This window comes from Thalassotalea litorea (genome assembly GCF_005843925.1).
GTDB lineage: Bacteria > Pseudomonadota > Gammaproteobacteria > Enterobacterales > Alteromonadaceae > Thalassotalea_A > Thalassotalea_A litorea_A.
Genome location: NZ_VCBC01000025.1, coordinates 1 through 18,747, shown reverse-complemented (window position 1 = coordinate 18,747; position 18,747 = coordinate 1). Strand labels below are relative to the sequence as shown.

The following is an 18,747-nucleotide window of genomic DNA, read 5'->3' as shown; positions in this document are numbered from 1 at the left end:
ATGGACGCAAGTATACCCGGTGAGCAGGATGCGGTTAGGGTGAATGCGCGACTGTACGTAGCCCTTCGCGGTGTTCCGTGATGACGATTCGCTTTTTTAATTTGTCCTAATGGCCAAATTATCGCAAATTTCTATATCAATAGGGCAGTTGGAAAATTCATACTTTGCCTTTTAAGTCGTGACAAAAATACGCGCAGACAATGAACTGCTTGCGCCGTAAAGGGCATTGATTTAACATAATTGCCAGTGTCATAGAGCATCGAAAATCTTTCAATAAAGATTTTTAATGGTATCCGGCATGTCGATAGAAAGGGCGCCCAGGCGCTCTTTTTTTATTGCTTTCGAAAACGTAAATGACTTTTAGCAAAAAGGTTGTAATTCAGTTAATCCATTTTTCGCTGAATCATTAAGGCTTATCAGGCCGATACGTTTTCAATAGCAAAGTCCGAAAATAAATATAGAAAGAATAGATTATGAAAAAGTTAATTTATACCAGTTTACTATTATTAGCCGCTTGCGGAGGCGGTGCTGATAATGCAAAAGAAGAAGCTATAGGACCTTTGGCAGAACACTACTATGGCAATTGGAATTTGGGCGATGTTTACTTGGTCGTCTCCAAAGACTCTCTCACATTATATAGCTATTCAGAATCGGCTTATTGTTACGAAGCTGAAGTTTCAGAAATTATCAGTAGCACGCTTAATAGTGTTGAAACTTACGACCCGTATATTGATGAGGTAGAAAAGCAAAAGTTTGAATATGATGCTGATAATGATCATTTGATCTTAAACATTGATGGTGACTCTTTTCCTTTATCAAGATATGAAATTTCAAGCTTTGATTTAGCGAATGCGTGCGATCGTGAATTAGGGGTAGAGCGGATTCAGGCGGAACTAACCTTCGATTATCTGCCAACAAGATTTTTGATAAATCGAGAAGCTTTAAAAGCGGGTGTTCAGGAAATAGAGTATGGCATCGAGTTTGATATCAATTTCAATGGTAAAACAGACCCCAGCGATATCGTTGTACAAGTGATGCACTATAAAGGGCAAAAAGACTATCCTGAAAATTTTTTGGCTAGGATATATCAATTAGGAGGATCTGTCTGGCAATACAGTCAGTTAGAGCATTCAGAACAGTTTGGGCGAATGTCTGCTGATTCTTGGTCGGTTAGTGCTGTTCATGTAGATAATGTAATAACCTTTGATTTTGATGTGACTACTCATCCACTGTTGGCTTTGATTACTCCTGAAACACCAGTGAGAGCGTTCGCGAAAATTAATTACCCATCTCCTCATATTGATGAATTGACGCATGAAGAAGACGGGCCTTGGAATTGGCAAAGCGATTATCATGAAGATAGTTTACCTGATAATGGGTATTTAATTCCTAATCAGCATAATGATATGGTTGACCCTATCGGCGATTTAACGTCTGGCGAGTCCCGTTGGGCAGATATCACCTCGTTAACATTAACGTTTCAATGATTATGGGTTAAACGCCGAGTTAATTCGATAAGATTGAAATACTCTTATGGGTGTAAAACCAATCAACTTTGAAGTAGGTTTTTCAGCGAATATGTTAAAGCGAAATCGTTGCTGGCTAATAGGTCTTTCCCTATTGATATAACATTAACAACGCATCACTAACGCTTTTTCATACTCGCTATTTAGAGAGTGGCTCGGCTGATATCCTAAATAGATCCCAATTCAGAGAAGATTGGGATAATTTTTGACTTATCTGTAACTTGAATGTTAATAGTTACTCTCTTAAGGGAGTTTTTTTAGTTTTTTGCGCAACTAGTAATCGCAATTTCAAATTAACGCCTTTATAATGTCCCTCTTTTGAAGGGGTGTAGTTCCAATTGGTAGAACGGCGGTCTCCAAAACCGACGGTTGGGAGTTCGAGTCTCTCCACCCCTGCCAATTTTCAAGCCCATGACAGGTGTCGGGGTTTTTATCTGAATGACGGGAACAGGTCAAAGTTATGAATGCTAGTACAGAAAACCAATCAGGTTCTCTAGATACTCTTAAATGGGGTGTAGTAATCCTTATTTTAGCGGGTATCGTTGTTGCTAATTATATGTATGGTGAAGTATCAGTGCTTATCCGTGCGGTTGCTGCAGTCGTTGCAGTTGCAGTCGCGGGTTTGATTGCAGCGCAAACTGAAAAAGGCCGCAATGCCATTGCGTTTGCAAAAGAATCACGCACTGAAGTACGTAAAGTAGTATGGCCAACACGTCAGGAAGCATTACAAACAACAGGTATTGTAATTGTTGCTACATTGTTTATGGCGTTAGTGCTTTGGGGTTTAGACACCCTATTGTTTTGGATCGTCAACTTTATTACTTCTATACAGGTTTAATCTATGTCTGAAGATATTAAATTAAGATGGTACGTGGTTCAGGCCTTTTCAGGTTATGAAGCTCGTGTGCAAAAAACCTTACTTGAGCATATTGAAATCCACGGCTTAGAAGATAAGTTTGGACAGATTTTAGTGCCCACGGAAGAAGTCGTAGAAATGCGTGCAGGGCAAAAGCGTAAAAGCGCCCGTAAATTCTTCCCAGGTTATGTTTTGGTTGAAATGGCGATGGACGAAGAAGCTTGGCACTTAGTGAAAAGTGTTCCTCGTGTTCTTGGCTTTATTGGCGGTACGAGTGATCGTCCTGCACCAATCAGCCAGGCAGAAGCTGATCGCATATTGCAACGTCTTGAAGACTCTTCAGATAAACCAAGACCTAAAACATTGTTCGAACCCGGTGAAGTGGTTCGCGTTATTGATGGTCCATTTGCAGACTTTAATGGTGTTGTTGAAGAGCTGGATTATGAAAAGAGCCGTATTAAGGTTTCTGTTTCAATCTTCGGTCGTGCAACCCCAGTTGAGCTTGAGTTTAGCCAGGTAGAAAAAGGCTAACGTCAAATCTCTCGATTTAAAAACCCGGCATTTGCCGGGTTTTTGCTTTTAGGGAGATAAATCCCTGCAGCGCGGGTCAACGTCATTTTGCGGGTAATGCAGTGTAGATAATGACGGTGGAATGGAACGATTGATGTTAACTTCCTGTATTTGCGAGGTTACCTTTGTTTAAATTCATATGAAATACGACATTTACGCTTGCTCAGAGCGTAGGAGTGGGGTAGTTTGGGCAAAAAAATCATATGCGCTGAAAATGTCTGTATCTTCCATTAACCCCTCAAATTCTGAATTGCTGGTAAGTGAACGAAAACATCGTTGGCTTAAATGGTCAGTGGCCGGGCTTTCTGTGTTTTGCCTTTGGCTTTGGTGTTTGCAAACATTTTCTAATCCATTGGATACGATAGCGGAATACTTTGGTTTTCTTTTTCTAGGTATTGGTGGCGCGATCGCTGCAAACTCAACTGGCGCTGGTGGTGGCATCGTCTTTGTACCGAGTTTTAGTGCATTGGGAATGAATATAGAACAGGTCATTGCTACCAGCATAGCAATCCAATGCTTTGGGATGACGATGGGGAGTTTGACTTGGTTCTATTGGTTTCGAGAAAAAGACAAAGTATCGCAAACGCGAACTAGCACAACGACACCCGCAACGAAAACCCCAGAATCTCTGTCACTTGTGTTTAAAGCACTGCTGATTTGTGCACCTGCATCGATTTTGGGTATGTGGTTAGTTCAATATTTACCATTACCACCGATTGGTGATGTGAATCTTATTTTCAGTATTTTTTCTTTGCTGTTCGGGATTCTCGTATTGGCCCAGATTGCCATGATAGGTGATAAAGTCAGTCATACTGAACAGTCTTTTACGCGAGCAAACTTCTTATTACTGATGATTGCCAGTTTGATTGGCGGGATTATCACCGCATGGATCAGTGTTGGAGTTGGCGAAATTATCGCCGTTGTGTTGCTGCTTTTAGGCTTCTCAGTGATGTATTCGGTTGCGGTTGGTGTCATGGTATCGGCACTCACGGTTTTGGCTGGAATCGCAGATTTTGCGTTACAGGGGCTCGTGGTTACTGAAGTTCTGTTATTTGCAGCCCCTGGTGCGATGATTGGTGGCTTAGTCGCTCGCTTTATTGCTCAAGCCATGGGTGGCATGCGCTTAAAGCTCTTTCTGGGAACCTGGATTTTACTTGTTGGTATTGCCGGTATCCTTCCCTTTTAAATAATTTCCGTTTATTGCTTCTTTTTTAGACGTATCCCTTGATCCTGTTCCCTTGGTTAATATATAATCCGCTGCCGATTTTATTTGAGGCCCGCTAGGCTGACGAATAAAGTCCTATTTTCAACGGGGAGCTATTAATTCAATAGCGCTTGTACCCATACTAAAGGTATTAAATCATGGCTAAAAAAGTCCAAGCTTTAATCAAGCTACAGGTTGCTGCTGGTGCAGCTAACCCTTCACCCCCAGTTGGTCCAGCTCTTGGTCAACACGGTGTGAACATCATGGAATTCTGTAAAGCGTTTAACGCAAAAACAGATTCTCTTGAAAAAGGCGCTCCAGTTCCAGTAGTTATTACTGTATACAATGACCGTTCTTTCACTTTTGACACAAAAACTCCACCGGCTTCTTACTTGTTGAAAAAAGCTGCTGGTATCAAAAGTGGTTCTGGTCGTCCTAACACTGAAAAAGTTGGTACGGTTACACGTGCTCAGCTTGAAGAAATTGTTAAGACTAAAGAGCCAGATTTAACTGCAGCGGATATGGATGCTGCGGTACGTACAATCGCGGGTTCAGCTCGTTCTATGGGTTTAGTGGTAGAGGATTAATCAATGGCTAAATTATCAAAACGTGCTCGTCTAATTCGTGAAAAAGTAGACGTATTAAAAGAATACGAAATCAATGAAGCGTTAGCTTTATTGAAAGAGTTGGCGACAGCTAATTTTAAAGAAAGTGTTGATGTTGCTGTTAAGCTAGGTATCGATGCTCGTAAATCAGATCAAAACGTTCGTGGCGCTACCGTTCTTCCAAATGGTACTGGCCGTGATGTACGTGTTGCTGTATTTACACAAGGTGCAAACGTAGACGTTGCTAAAGAAGCAGGTGCTGACATCGTTGGTATGGAAGATCTTGCTGAGCAGGTGAAGAAAGGCGAAATGAACTTTGATGTTGTTATCGCGACTCCTGACGCAATGCGTGTTGTTGGTCAACTAGGTCAGGTTCTAGGTCCTCGTGGTCTTATGCCTAACCCGAAAGTTGGTACTGTATCTCCAGACGTAGCGACTGCAGTTAAAAATGCAAAAGCTGGTCAGGTTCGTTACCGTAACGACAAGAATGGTATTATTCATTCTACAATCGGTAAAGTTGACTTTGAAAACGGTCAGTTGGAAGAAAACCTTGTTGCTTTGCTTACTGCACTTAAAAAGTCTAAGCCAGCTCAAGCGAAAGGTGCTTACTTCAAGAAGATCAGCCTTTCTACAACCATGGGTGCTGGTGTTGCCATCGCTCAAGGTTCTTTGACTGAAAGCTAATACGTTTTTAACGTTTACAAAGGGGTGTTATTAGTCTATAATTTCGCCCCTCTAATTTTGGTAGGTGCTCAATGTTATTTTGAGCTCCCGTCCAAGACCGTAGGTGTGTTAAATATTCACGTTAGTGGGTTGACCGCTTAATTTCCTACGTAGATGGTGATTACCCAGATTTTTTCCTAAAATTTCTGGCTCTCGCCGCAATGGCCCGGGATGGCGAAGCTCTGTGTTAAGCAGTGCAACCCGACTCGGGAGTTTTAATTACCGGTTTATACCGGTGGAACCAGGAGTTAAAGCCAATGGCTATCAATCTTGATGACAAAAAAGCAATTGTTGCTGAAGTTCAAGAAGCTGCCAATGGCGCTCAATCAGCTGTAATCGCGGATTCCCGTGGTATCACAGTTGAAGCGATTACTGCTTTGCGTAAGCAAGCACGTGAAAACGGTGTATGGATGAAAGTCGTTCGTAACACCCTTGCACGTCGTGCAGTAGAAGGAACGTCTTTCGAATGTCTAAAAGACAATTTCGTTGGTCCTTCACTAATCGCATTTTCAAGCGAGCACCCAGGTGCTGCTGCACGTATTTTTTCTGACTTCGCTAAAGCAAACGAAGTTTTTGAATTAAAAGCAGCTGCTTATGAAGGTGAAGTTGTTGATGTACAAGTACTTGCTAAGTTACCTACATACGACGAAGCCATCGCACGTTTAATGAGCGCTATGAAAGAAGCATCTGCAGGCAAACTTGTCCGCACTATTGCTGCACTTCGCGATCAGAAAGAGCAAGAAGCAGCCTAATTTACGCTGTTTATTTGTATTATATAGTTATTTCAAACAGCCAGTGGGCTGTTTATCAAAATAGGAAAGATTACAATGTCTGTATCTAAAGACGATATCTTAAACGCTGTTGCAGAAATGTCTGTAATGGAAGTTGTTGAACTAATTGAAGCAATGGAAGAGAAGTTCGGTGTTTCTGCTGCTGCAGCTGTTGCTGTTGCTGCTGACGCAGGCGCGGCTGCTGCTGAGCAAACTGAATTTGACGTAGTTCTAGAAAGCTTTGGCGGCAACAAAGTTGCTGTAATCAAAGCTGTTCGTAGCGCGACTGGTCTTGGTCTTAAAGAAGCGAAAGAAGTTGTTGAGTCAGCTCCTAAAGCTCTTAAAGAAGGTGTTGATAAAGCTGAAGCTGAAGCACTTAAGAAAGACCTTGAAGAAGCCGGTGCTACGGTTGCTATCAAGTAATCTGTATAACTACAGATTTGCTGCCTAAAAAGGCAATGGCTGGTGATTTAAACGTCACCGGCCTTTTTGCGCTAAAGAATATGGTTTTTTTTTAAACCAAAACAGTGCATTATTAAATCTTGGTTTCTGAAAAAGTGACCAAGATTTAGTTTTACTCCTGTCTGAAAAGACAGATTCGGCCATAACCAGCAAGCTGAGGAACCCCATGGTTTACTCTTATTCTGAGAAGAAACGAATTAGAAAGGACTTTGGTAAGAGCGCTCAGGTAATGGACTATCCATTCCTGTTGTCTATCCAACTCGAATCTTTCCGCAAGTTTATTGATATCGATCCAACGGGTGAACATGGCTTAGAAGCCGCATTCCGTTCTGTATTCCCCATTAAAAGTTATTCTGGTAATTCAGAATTACAATACGTTAGTTATCGTTTAGGCGAGCCACTATTTGACGTGAAAGAATGTCAAATCCGTGGGTTAACCTATTCGGCAGCTCTTCGCGTTAAATTACGTTTAGTCATTTATGATAAAGAGGCCGCCGCAGGTACAGTTAAAGATATCAAAGAACAAGAAGTCTATATGGGTGAAATCCCATTGATGACGGAAAATGGTACCTTTGTAATTAACGGTACAGAACGTGTTATTGTTTCACAATTACACCGTTCTCCTGGCGTTTTCTTTGATCACGATAAAGGTAAAACCCACTCTTCAGGTAAAGTATTATATAACGCTCGCGTTATTCCTTACCGTGGTTCATGGTTGGACTTTGAATTCGATCCAAAAGATAACCTTTTCGTTCGTATCGACCGTCGTCGTAAGTTGCCTGCGTCTATTATTCTTCGCGCTCTTGAATTCAGCACTGAAGAAATCCTGGCAATGTTCTATGAAACGACTCGTTTCGATCTGAAAAAGAACAAGCTAATCATGGAATTAATTCCAGATCGCTTACGTGGTGAAACCGCAATCTTTGACATTAAGATGCCAAATGGCGATGTGCTTGTTGAACAAGGTCGTCGTGTTACTGCACGTCACATTCGTGCTTTAGCCAAAGAAAATGTTGAAACATTAGAAGTTCCGGCTGACTACATTGTAGGTCGCGTATTGTCCAAGCCATACGTAAATAAATCTACCGGTGAAGTCGTTGCTGAAGCGAATGCCGAGATTACCTTGGAACTTCTGGCAGAGCTGACTGAAGCTGGCTATAAGTCATTCGAAACTCTGTACATGAATGAATTCGATTGTGGTTCATATATGTCTGATACCCTGCGTATTGATGGTTCGACTAATCGTTTAGAAGCGTTAGTTGAAATCTATCGCATGATGCGTCCGGGTGAGCCACCAACAAAAGATGCTGCAGAAGCCTTGTTTGATAACTTGTTCTTCGCCGAAGAGCGTTATGACTTGTCAACTGTTGGTCGGATGAAGTTTAACCGTCGCGTGGGTCGTAAAGAAAGCACCGGCGCTGGCGTCTTATCAAACGACGACATCATTTCTGTAATGAAAACACTGATTGCCATTCGTGATGGTAAAGGTGAAGTCGATGATATCGATCACTTAGGTAACCGACGTATCCGTAGTGTTGGTGAAATGGCCGAAAACCAATTCCGCGTAGGTCTGGTTCGTGTAGAACGAGCTGTACGTGAACGTTTAAGCTTAGGTGACTTGGATGCGGTTATGCCGCAAGACTTGATTAATGCTAAGCCGATTTCAGCTGCAGTGAAAGAATTCTTTGGTTCTTCGCAGTTGTCTCAGTTTATGGACCAGAACAACCCGCTTTCTGAGGTGACTCATAAGCGTCGTATCTCTGCGTTAGGCCCAGGTGGTTTGACTCGTGAACGTGCTGGTTTCGAAGTTCGTGACGTACATCCAACTCACTATGGTCGTGTATGTCCTATCGAGACTCCGGAAGGTCCAAACATCGGTTTGATCAACTCGTTGTCTTGTTACGCTCGAACCAACGACTACGGTTTCTTGGAAACCCCTTATCGTAAAGTTGTCGATGGTTTAGTAACGGATGATATTGAGTACTTATCTGCGATTGAAGAAGGCAACTACGTTGTCGCACAGGCAAATGCTGAAATAGATGCCGATAAGAAATTGGTCGAAGGACTCGTTCCTTGTCGTCACAAAAACGAATCAACCTTAATGTCCTCTGAACAAGTTCAGTTTATGGACGTTTCTCCACAGCAAATTATTTCTGTTGCGGCGTCTTTGATTCCATTCCTAGAACACGATGATGCAAACCGTGCATTGATGGGTGCGAACATGCAACGTCAAGCGGTTCCAACGCTGAAGGCTGACAAGCCGTTAGTTGGTACTGGTATGGAAAAAGTCATTGCCGTTGATTCTGGTGTTACTGCGGTAGCAAAACGTGGTGGTGTGGTTGACTATGTCGATGCTTCTCGTATCGTAGTTCGTGTCAACGAAAATGAAATGGTTCCTGGTGAAGCAGGTATCGATATCTATAACCTGACTAAATACACTCGTTCTAACCAGAACACATGTATTAACCAACGTCCAACCTGTCACATTGGTGATCCGGTTCAACGTGGCGATGTATTGGCAGATGGTCCATCTACCGATCTTGGTGAGCTTGCACTTGGTCAGAATATGCGTATCGCATTTATGCCTTGGAATGGTTACAACTTCGAGGATTCGATGTTGATTTCTGAGCGTGTAACCAAAGAAGACCGTTTCACCACTATCCACATTCAGGAATTAAGCTGTATCGCTCGTGATACCAAGCTTGGTTCAGAAGAAATCACTTCTGATATTCCAAATGTTGGTGAGTCTGCGCTGTCGAAGCTTGATGAATCTGGTGTTGTCTATATTGGCGCTGAAGTTAATGGCGGCGATATCTTAGTAGGTAAAGTGACTCCTAAAGGTGAAACACAACTTACTCCAGAAGAAAAATTATTACGTGCAATCTTTGGTGAAAAGGCGGCTGACGTAAAAGATAGCTCATTACGTGTACCTAACTCAGTATCTGGTACTGTCATTGATGTGCAAATCTTTACTCGTGACGGCGTTGAGAAAGATGCTCGTGCGCTTGAAATTGAAGAGATGCAACTTAAGCAGGTTAAGAAAGACCTTGGTGATGAGTTCAGTATCCTTGAAGACGGTATCTATGCCCGCGCTAAGAAACTATTGTTAGCATCTGGTATGAATGAATCTGACTTAACTTCTATGTCTCGCGACAAGTGGTTAACGCAAGTTCTGTCTGACGAAGAACAGCAAACTAACCTTGAACAAATTGCAGAGCAATATGATGCAATTAAAGAAGACTTTGATAAAAAGTTTGAAGGTAAGCGTCGTAAGATCACTCAAGGTGATGACTTACAGCCAGGCGTACTTAAGGTAGTTAAAGTGTATCTTGCGGTTAAGCGTCAGCTTCAACCGGGTGATAAAATGGCGGGTCGTCACGGTAACAAAGGTGTTATTTCATCGATTGTACCGATTGAAGATATGCCATATGACCAAAACGGTGAGCCGGTTGATATCGTGCTTAACCCGCTAGGTGTACCATCGCGGATGAACATCGGTCAGATCCTTGAAACTCACTTGGGTATGGCAGCTCGCGGTATCGGTGAAAAGATTGACCGTATGGTTAAGGCTCAGCAGGAAGTCGCGAAAATGCGTGAATTCCTAAAAGACGTGTATAACGTTGGTGAGTCTCGTCAGGAAGTTGACTTAGATACGTTCTCTGATGATGAAATCATGCGTCTCGCAGATAACTTGCGTGCCGGTCTTCCGATTGCAACACCAGCATTTGATGGTGCAGCTGAGAAAGAAATCAAAGAATTATTCCGCTTAGCGGATATGCCTGAAAGTGGTCAGTTTACCTTGATTGATGGTCGAACTGGTCGTGAATTTGAACGTCCTGTAACTGTTGGTTACATGTATATGCTGAAGCTTAACCACTTGGTTGATGACAAAATGCATGCTCGTTCAACTGGTTCTTATTCACTGGTTACTCAACAACCGCTGGGTGGTAAAGCTCAGTTCGGTGGTCAGCGTTTCGGTGAGATGGAAGTATGGGCACTAGAAGCATACGGTGCTGCTTACACCCTACAGGAAATGCTTACGGTTAAATCTGATGACGTTAATGGTCGTACGAAGATGTACAAGAACCTTGTTGATGGTGATCACCGTATGGAACCAGGTATGCCTGAATCGTTCAATGTATTGTTGAAGGAAATCCGTTCGTTAGGTATCAATATCGAATTGGACCAGGAATAACCGGGCACTGATTTTATTCAGTAAAGTTACTACATGGAGAGGGGCAACCCTCTCCCGATGTTAACTCCGACAGGAGACAGAGTGTGAAAGATTTACTTAAGTTTCTTAAGCAACAAAATCAAACAGAAGAATTCGATGGTATTCGAATTGGTCTAGCGTCACCGGACATGATTCGTTCATGGTCTTTCGGTGAAGTTAAGAAGCCAGAAACCATCAACTACCGTACATTTAAACCAGAACGTGATGGTCTGTTCTGTGCGCGTATTTTCGGCCCGGTTAAAGACTATGAGTGTTTGTGTGGTAAGTACAAGCGCCTTAAGCACCGTGGTGTTATTTGTGAAAAATGTGGCGTTGAAGTAACCCTGACGAAAGTTCGTCGTGACCGCATGGGTCATATCGAACTGGCAAGTCCGGTTGCTCATATCTGGTTCCTTAAATCATTACCTTCTCGTATTGGTTTACTTCTTGATATGACGTTGCGTGATATTGAACGTGTTCTTTACTTCGAATCATATGTTGTTACCGAAGCCGGTATGACAACATTAGAACGAGGTCAAATTCTAACGGAAGAAGAGTATTTAGATTCGTTAGAAGAGCATGGCGATGAATTCGATGCAAAAATGGGTGCCGAAGCGGTACTTGCTTTGCTAAAAGACATCGATCTTGAAGGTGATATTGCACAGATGCGTGAAGAACTACCTGAAACTGGTAGTGAAACTAAACGTAAGAAAATCACCAAGCGTTTAAAATTAATGGAAGCATTTGCTCAGTCTGGTAACAAACCTGAGTGGATGATCATGTCGGTTCTTCCGATCCTTCCACCGGATCTTCGTCCTTTAGTTCCATTGGACGGTGGCCGTTTTGCAACGTCTGATTTGAATGACTTATATCGTCGTGTAATCAACCGTAACAACCGTTTGAAGCGTCTTTTAGACCTGGTTGCGCCAGATATCATCGTGCGTAACGAAAAACGTATGTTGCAAGAATCTGTTGATGCACTTCTTGATAACGGTCGTCGTGGTCGTGCGATTACCGGTTCTAACAAACGTCCTTTGAAATCTCTTGCTGATATGATCAAGGGTAAGCAAGGTCGTTTCCGTCAGAACTTGCTAGGTAAGCGTGTTGATTACTCTGGTCGTTCTGTAATCACGGTTGGTCCTACACTTCGTTTGCACCAATGTGGTCTTCCGAAAAAAATGGCGCTTGAGTTATTCAAACCATTTATTTACGGCAAGCTAGAAGCACGTGGTTTAGCAACTACGATCAAAGCGGCTAAGAAATTAGTTGAACGTGAAGGTGGTGAAGTTTGGGATGTACTTGATGAAGTTATCCGTGAACATCCGGTTATGCTTAACCGTGCACCAACACTTCACAGGCTTGGTATCCAGGCGTTTGAACCTGTACTAATCGAAGGTAAAGCGATTCACTTGCATCCGCTTGTTTGTGCGGCGTATAACGCTGACTTCGATGGTGACCAAATGGCGGTACACGTACCGTTAACGCTAGAAGCTCAGTTAGAAGCTCGTGCGCTAATGATGTCTACCAACAACGTATTATCACCGGCGAATGGTGACCCAATCATCGTACCTTCACAGGACGTTGTATTAGGTCTGTATTATCTGACCCGTGACCGCGTTAATGGTAAAGGCGAAGGTATGGTGTTTGCTTCTCCGAAGGAAGCTGAGAAAGCTTACCGCACGGAATCGGCAGAATTACATGCACGCGTTAAGATTCGCATCACCGAACATAACAAAGATGCAGAAGGGAACCTGGTTCCTGAAACAAAACTGATTGACACCACCGTAGGTCGTGCAATTTTGTGGATGGTTTGTCCTAAAGGTATGCCTTATGAAATCATCAACCAGGCATTAGGTAAGAAGCAAATTTCAAATCTGATAAACCATGCGTATCGTAACCTTGGTTTGAAAGAAACGGTTATATTTGCTGACCACATTATGTACACAGGTTTCCATTACGCGATGATTGCGGGTGCATCTGTTGGTATCGACGATATGGTGATTCCAGATGAGAAATACACCATTATCGAGGCTGCAGAAGAAGAAGTAACTGAGATTCAACAACAATTCGAATCTGGTCTTGTAACTGCTGGTGAAAAATACAACAAAGTTATTGATATCTGGTCTTCTGCAAACGAAAAAGTTTCCAAAGCGATGATGGATAACTTATCGAAAGAGTCCATTTTAAACCGTGACGGTGAAATGGAAGAACAAGACTCGTTCAACTCAATCTTTATGATGGCCGATTCCGGTGCTCGTGGTAGTGCGGCACAGATTCGTCAGCTAGCTGGTATGCGTGGTTTGATGGCAAAACCAGATGGTTCAATCATCGAAACGCCAATTACCGCTAACTTCCGTGAAGGTCTGAACGTACTACAGTACTTTATTTCGACTCACGGTGCGCGTAAAGGTTTGGCCGATACCGCATTGAAAACCGCTAACTCGGGTTATTTGACTCGTCGTTTGGTTGATGTGGCGCAGGATTTGGTTGTTACTGAAAACGATTGTGGCACTGAAAAAGGTCTATTAATGACTCCGCTTATCGAAGGTGGTGATGTTGTAGAGCCTCTGCGTGAGCGTGTCCTAGGTCGTGTCGTTGCTCAGGATGTATTAATTCCTGGTAGCGAAGATGTCTTGTTTGAACGTAATACGCTTATTGATGAGCAAAAATGTGACACCTTAGAAGAACATTCTGTGGATCAGGTTTGGGTTCGTTCAATCATCACTTGTGAAACTGATTTTGGTATCTGTGCTCAGTGTTATGGTCGTGACCTTGCACGTGGCCACCTTATTAATGAAGGTGAAGCCATCGGTGTTGTTGCAGCCCAGTCTATCGGTGAACCCGGTACACAGCTTACGATGCGTACATTCCACATCGGTGGTGCGGCATCTCGAGCGTCTGCAGAAAACAGCGTACAAGTTAAGAACACAGGTACCTTGAAACTTCAAAGTGCTAAGTTCGTAACAGGCTCAGAAGGAAAGTTAGTAATAACTTCACGTTCTTCAGAGCTAACAGTTATTGATGAGCTTGGTCGTGAGAAAGAGCGTTATAAAGTTCCTTATGGTGCGGTATTGAGCAAAGCTGACGGTGAAAGCATCGAAGCTGGTGAAACTATCGCAAACTGGGACCCACATACTCACCCAATCATCACGGAAGTTGCTGGTCGTATCCAATTCGTAGATTTAATTGAATCTGTGACGATGACTCGTCAAACGGATGAGTTAACTGGTTTATCAAGCATCGTTATTACTGACCCTGCACAACGTAACTCAGCGGGTAAAGAAATGCGCCCAATGGTGAAATTGGTTGATGCAAAAGGTAAAGATGTGATGATTGCTGGTACTGAAATTCCAGCGCAATACTTCTTACCTGGTAACGCGATTGTTAACTTGGAAGATGGTGCGGAAGTGAACATCGGTGATGCACTAGCACGTATTCCACAAGAGAGTTCGAAGACTCGCGATATTACTGGTGGTCTGCCACGTGTTGCTGATTTATTCGAAGCGCGTAAGCCGAAAGAGCCTGCGATTCTTGCCGAAGTTACCGGTGTTATTGGCTTTGGTAAAGAAACCAAAGGCAAGCGTCGTCTTCTAATTACTCAACCGAGTGGTGAAGTGTACGAAGAGATGATTCCGAAATGGCGTCAGCTTAACGTGTTCGAAGGTGAGCAGGTTCTTAAAGGTGAAGTTATCGCTGATGGACCTGAGTCTCCACATGACATCCTGCGTTTGCGTGGTGTTGAGCACGTTGCTAACTATATCGTGAATGAAGTTCAAGACGTATATCGTCTGCAAGGTGTAAAAATCAATGATAAGCATATCGAAGTCATCGTTCGTCAGATGATTCGTAAGTGTGAAATCATGGATGCAGGTGATTCAGACTTCCTTAAAGGTGAGCAAGCGGAAGTTTCTCGAGTACGTGTTGCTAACCGCGAGCTAGAAGCTCAAGGTAAACAGCCGGCAGCCTATCAGATTCTTATGTTAGGTATTACCAAAGCGTCTCTTGCGACTGAGTCATTTATCTCAGCGGCATCGTTCCAGGAAACGACTCGTGTTCTTACTGAAGCTGCTGTTGCTGGTAAGAAAGACGGTCTACGTGGCCTGAAAGAGAATGTAATCGTTGGTCGTTTGATTCCGGCTGGTACGGGTTATGCGTATCATAAAGAACGTCAAAGCCAACGTGGTACTGTACAGGTTGAAGAATCAACAGTTTCTGCAATGGATGCAGAGCAAGCATTAACTGATGCGCTTAACGCTAACCTTTCTGGTGGAACCCCACAAGGTTCAGGCGAAGAGTAATACCGATTCTATTGAGTAATCAATTATTCGTCTCGGTATAAGTGTAAAAAAGATCGCAGAGATCGCTTCTGCGACTTGACAGGTTAAAGCTTGACCTATAGAATTCCGCGACCCTATGTTTAGGGTCGCGGTTTTTCACGTTTATAAGCGTGCATAATATGCAGAAAACAACTGCGGATATGCACATGTTTTAACTAATCAGGAGCCCTTTAATGGCAACTATTAACCAATTGGTACGTAAACCACGTGTCAAGCAGGTAACAAAAAGCAACGTTCCAGCGTTGCAAGCTTGCCCGCAGCGTCGTGGCGTATGTACTCGCGTATATACAACTACGCCTAAAAAACCTAACTCAGCACTACGTAAAGTAGCTCGTGTTCGTTTAACTAACGGCTTCGAAGTTACATCTTACATCGGTGGTGAAGGTCACAACTTACAAGAGCATAGCGTAATCCTAATTCGCGGTGGTCGTGTAAAAGATCTACCAGGTGTGCGTTATCACACCGTTCGTGGCGCACTAGATTGTTCTGGTGTAAACGACAGACGACAAGGCCGTTCTAAGTACGGTGCTAAGCGCCCTAAATCTTAACGGAACTCCGTCAAGTAAGGCCAAACATTTAGAAACAGCAATTGTTTTGGGAAATTCCTGAAATTTTATCGGAGTATTGAAAAATGCCAAGAAGACGCGTTGTAGGTCAGCGTAAAATATTACCTGATCCTAAGTTCAAAAATGAACTACTAGCGAAATTCATCAACATCCTAATGGTTGATGGTAAGAAATCTACAGCAGAAAAAATTGTGTATGGTGCACTAGACATTTTAGCTGAGAAACAATCTGATAAAGAGCACTTAGAGTTATTCGAAACTGCTCTTGATAACATCCGCCCACAAGTGGAAGTTAAGTCTCGCCGTGTAGGTGGTTCTACTTATCAGGTTCCAGTTGAAGTTCGTCCAGTTCGTCGTAATGCTCTAGCCATGCGTTGGTTAGTTGAAGCTGCTCGTAAACGTGGTGAAAAATCAATGGCTCAGCGCCTAGCAAACGAAATGCTAGATGCGTCTGACAATAAAGGCTCTGCGGTTAAGAAACGTGAAGACGTTCACCGTATGGCTGAAGCGAACAAAGCGTTCGCACATTACCGCTGGTAATAACTTTAGGGTAGTCACTTTTGTGGCTACCCTTTTCTGCAATCTAAGGTATAAAACCTTGGGAAGAGGATACTATTGTGGCTCGTACAACTCCTATTGAGCGCTACCGGAATATCGGTATTTGTGCGCACGTAGATGCTGGTAAAACCACAACCACTGAACGTGTACTTTTTTATACTGGTTTGTCTCATAAAATCGGTGAAGTACATGACGGTGCTGCTACCATGGACTGGATGGAGCAGGAACAGGAACGTGGTATCACTATCACTTCTGCTGCGACGACGTGTTTCTGGAAGGGGATGGAAGGTCAATTTCCGGACCACAGAATCAATATAATCGATACACCAGGTCACGTAGACTTTACCATTGAGGTAGAGCGCTCATTACGTGTTCTCGATGGTGCCGTACTCGTATTGTGCGCATCTTCTGGTGTACAACCGCAAACTGAAACAGTTTGGCGGCAAATGGAAAAATATTCAGTACCTCGTATGGTCTTCGTCAATAAGATGGACCGTGCAGGGGCAAGCTTTTTAAACGTTGTTGAACAGATGAAAGATCGTCTGGGCGCAAACCCTGTCCCAATGCAACTTGCGATTGGCGCAGAGGAAGATTTTACCGGCGTTGTTGATCTGATTAAAATGAAAGCCATTAACTGGAACGAAGCAGACCAGGGAATGACTTTCAATTATGAAGAAATTCCTGCAGAAATGCAGGCTATGGCTGAAGAGTGGCGTGAACACTTAGTTGAATCCGCCGCGGAAGCCAATGACGAGTTAATGGATAAATACCTGGAAGAAGGTGATTTGTCTGAAGCAGACATTAAAAAAGGCCTGCGCGCTCGTACAATTAATAATGAAATCATACTTTGTACTTGTGGCTCTGCCTTCAAGAATAAAGGGGTTCAGGCGGTATTGGATGGTGTCATTGAATACATGCCTTCGCCAACTGAAGTTGATGCCATTAAAGGCATCAATGATGACAAAGAAGAAACTGAAGGAACTCGAGAAGCTGATGACAGTGCACCGTTTGCCTCGTTAGCTTTTAAAATCGCAACGGACCCCTTTGTTGGTACGTTAACTTTTATTCGCGTATACAGTGGTATCGTTAATTCTGGTGATGCGGTTTATAACCCGGTAAAATCCAAAAAAGAGCGCATTGGTCGTATTGTCCAAATGCACTCCAATAACCGGGAAGAAATTAAAGAAGTTCGTGCCGGTGATATCGCCGCCTTGATTGGTCTTAAAGACGTGACAACGGGCGATACACTTTGTGATCCAAATAAAGTCATCACATTAGAGCGTATGGAATTCCCAGAACCGGTAATTTCGGTTGCTGTAGAACCAAGAACCAAGGCTGACCAGGAAAAAATGGGTGTTGCTTTAGGTAAATTGGCTGCTGAAGACCCGTCGTTCCGTGTTGAGACTGATGACGAAACTGGTCAAACGATTATTTCCGGAATGGGTGAGTTACATCTGGACATTATCGTTGATCGAATGAAGCGTGAGTTTAAAGTTGACTGTAATGTCGGTAAACCTCAAGTTTCTTATCGTGAAACGATTCGTAAATCGGTAGAAGTAGAAGGTAAGTTTGTTCGTCAATCTGGCGGTCGTGGTCAGTTCGGTCATGTTTGGCTGAAAATGGAACCTATTGCCGAAGGCGAAGGCTTCCAATTTGAAAGCGAAATTGTTGGTGGCGCAGTTCCAAGAGAATATTGGGGTGCTGTCGAGAAAGGCTGTCAGGAACAAATGAACAACGGTGTACTTGCTGGTTTCCCTATGTTGGATATCAAGGTTACCTTGTTTGATGGTTCTTTCCATGATGTGGATTCGAACGAAATGGCATTTAAAGTGGCTGCGTCCATGGGTTTTAGGCAAGGGGCATTAGATGCAAAACCTGTCCTTTTAGAGCCGATGATGCAAGTTGAAGTCACCACGCCAGAAGAAAATATGGGTGATGTTGTTGGTGATTTAAATCGTCGCCGCGGCATGATCGAGGGTATGGAAGAAGGCCCTGCCGGCATGAAGCTGGTAAACGCTTTGGTTCCGCTAGCTGAAATGTTCGGCTATGCAACCGATTTAAGAAGTGCAACTCAAGGTCGCGCTTCTTACTCCATGGAGTTTAAACAATATAATGAAGCTCCAAAAAATGTTGCAGATGCAATATGTCAGGCTCGTGTGGGCTAGGATTTCGGGTAAGGGGTTAACCCTTGCCTTTGATAACTTTAAGGTATAGCAAAATGGCTAAAGAAAAATTTGAACGTTCCAAACCGCACGTTAACGTAGGTACAATCGGCCACGTTGACCACGGTAAGACTACTCTAACTGCTGCGATTTCAGCGGTATTGACTAAGACTCACGGTGGTGAAGTTCGTGATTT

Annotated in this window: 14 protein-coding genes and 1 tRNA gene; all 15 read left to right on the top strand. The window is 43.2% G+C overall.

Features of this window, described 5'->3' with window-relative positions:
* The first annotated feature begins 473 nt into the window (after positions 1-473).
* On the top strand, positions 474-1,487 hold the full coding sequence (locus FE810_RS16740; protein WP_138321785.1) for a hypothetical protein: 1,014 nt from the start codon (positions 474-476) through the stop codon (positions 1,485-1,487).
* Positions 1,488-1,848: 361 nt separating this feature from the next.
* Positions 1,849-1,925, top strand: a tRNA-Trp gene (locus tag FE810_RS16735).
* Positions 1,926-1,986: 61 nt separating this feature from the next.
* Complete coding sequence (secE, locus tag FE810_RS16730; RefSeq protein ID WP_138321783.1) at positions 1,987-2,364, top strand: preprotein translocase subunit SecE; 378 nt, start codon at positions 1,987-1,989, stop codon at positions 2,362-2,364.
* A gap of 3 nt (positions 2,365-2,367) precedes the next feature.
* Positions 2,368-2,913: a transcription termination/antitermination protein NusG gene (nusG, locus tag FE810_RS16725; RefSeq protein ID WP_138321781.1), complete on the top strand. Its 546-nt coding sequence runs from the start codon at positions 2,368-2,370 to the stop codon at positions 2,911-2,913.
* A 253-nt stretch (positions 2,914-3,166) separates the two neighbouring features.
* Positions 3,167-4,138 (top strand): sulfite exporter TauE/SafE family protein, encoded by a 972-nt coding sequence (locus tag FE810_RS16720; RefSeq protein WP_171022408.1) that lies wholly within the window; start codon positions 3,167-3,169, stop codon positions 4,136-4,138.
* A gap of 176 nt (positions 4,139-4,314) precedes the next feature.
* Positions 4,315-4,743, top strand: a complete 429-nt coding sequence (gene rplK / locus FE810_RS16715) for a 50S ribosomal protein L11 (protein ID WP_138321777.1) — start codon at positions 4,315-4,317, stop codon at positions 4,741-4,743.
* 3 nt (positions 4,744-4,746) lie between these two features.
* Positions 4,747-5,445, top strand: a complete 699-nt coding sequence (gene rplA / locus FE810_RS16710) for a 50S ribosomal protein L1 (protein ID WP_138321775.1) — start codon at positions 4,747-4,749, stop codon at positions 5,443-5,445.
* A gap of 296 nt (positions 5,446-5,741) precedes the next feature.
* Positions 5,742-6,236, top strand: coding sequence for a 50S ribosomal protein L10 (rplJ, locus tag FE810_RS16705; RefSeq protein ID WP_138321773.1), 495 nt, complete (start codon positions 5,742-5,744; stop codon positions 6,234-6,236).
* Between the two features lie 75 nt (positions 6,237-6,311).
* Positions 6,312-6,677: a 50S ribosomal protein L7/L12 gene (gene rplL / locus FE810_RS16700; RefSeq protein ID WP_138321771.1), complete on the top strand. Its 366-nt coding sequence runs from the start codon at positions 6,312-6,314 to the stop codon at positions 6,675-6,677.
* 205 nt (positions 6,678-6,882) lie between these two features.
* The gene (rpoB, locus tag FE810_RS16695) at positions 6,883-10,911 is read left to right on the top strand and encodes a DNA-directed RNA polymerase subunit beta (RefSeq protein WP_138321769.1); all 4,029 of its coding nucleotides are present in this window, start codon (positions 6,883-6,885) and stop codon (positions 10,909-10,911) included.
* 83 nt (positions 10,912-10,994) lie between these two features.
* Positions 10,995-15,227, top strand: a complete 4,233-nt coding sequence (gene rpoC, locus FE810_RS16690; protein ID WP_138321767.1) for a DNA-directed RNA polymerase subunit beta' — start codon at positions 10,995-10,997, stop codon at positions 15,225-15,227.
* A gap of 212 nt (positions 15,228-15,439) precedes the next feature.
* Positions 15,440-15,814 carry a 30S ribosomal protein S12 gene (gene rpsL / locus FE810_RS16685; protein WP_033078695.1) on the top strand — a complete coding sequence of 125 codons (375 nt, stop codon included), beginning with the start codon at positions 15,440-15,442 and terminating at the stop codon, positions 15,812-15,814.
* Positions 15,815-15,897: 83 nt separating this feature from the next.
* Positions 15,898-16,371 carry a 30S ribosomal protein S7 gene (gene rpsG / locus FE810_RS16680; protein WP_138321765.1) on the top strand — a complete coding sequence of 158 codons (474 nt, stop codon included), beginning with the start codon at positions 15,898-15,900 and terminating at the stop codon, positions 16,369-16,371.
* 77 nt (positions 16,372-16,448) lie between these two features.
* On the top strand, positions 16,449-18,554 hold the full coding sequence (gene fusA, locus FE810_RS16675; RefSeq protein WP_138321763.1) for an elongation factor G: 2,106 nt from the start codon (positions 16,449-16,451) through the stop codon (positions 18,552-18,554).
* A gap of 53 nt (positions 18,555-18,607) precedes the next feature.
* Positions 18,608-18,747, top strand: a 140-nt coding sequence (locus tag FE810_RS16670) for a GTP-binding protein (protein ID WP_246037037.1), incomplete at its 3' end; no start/stop codon positions are given.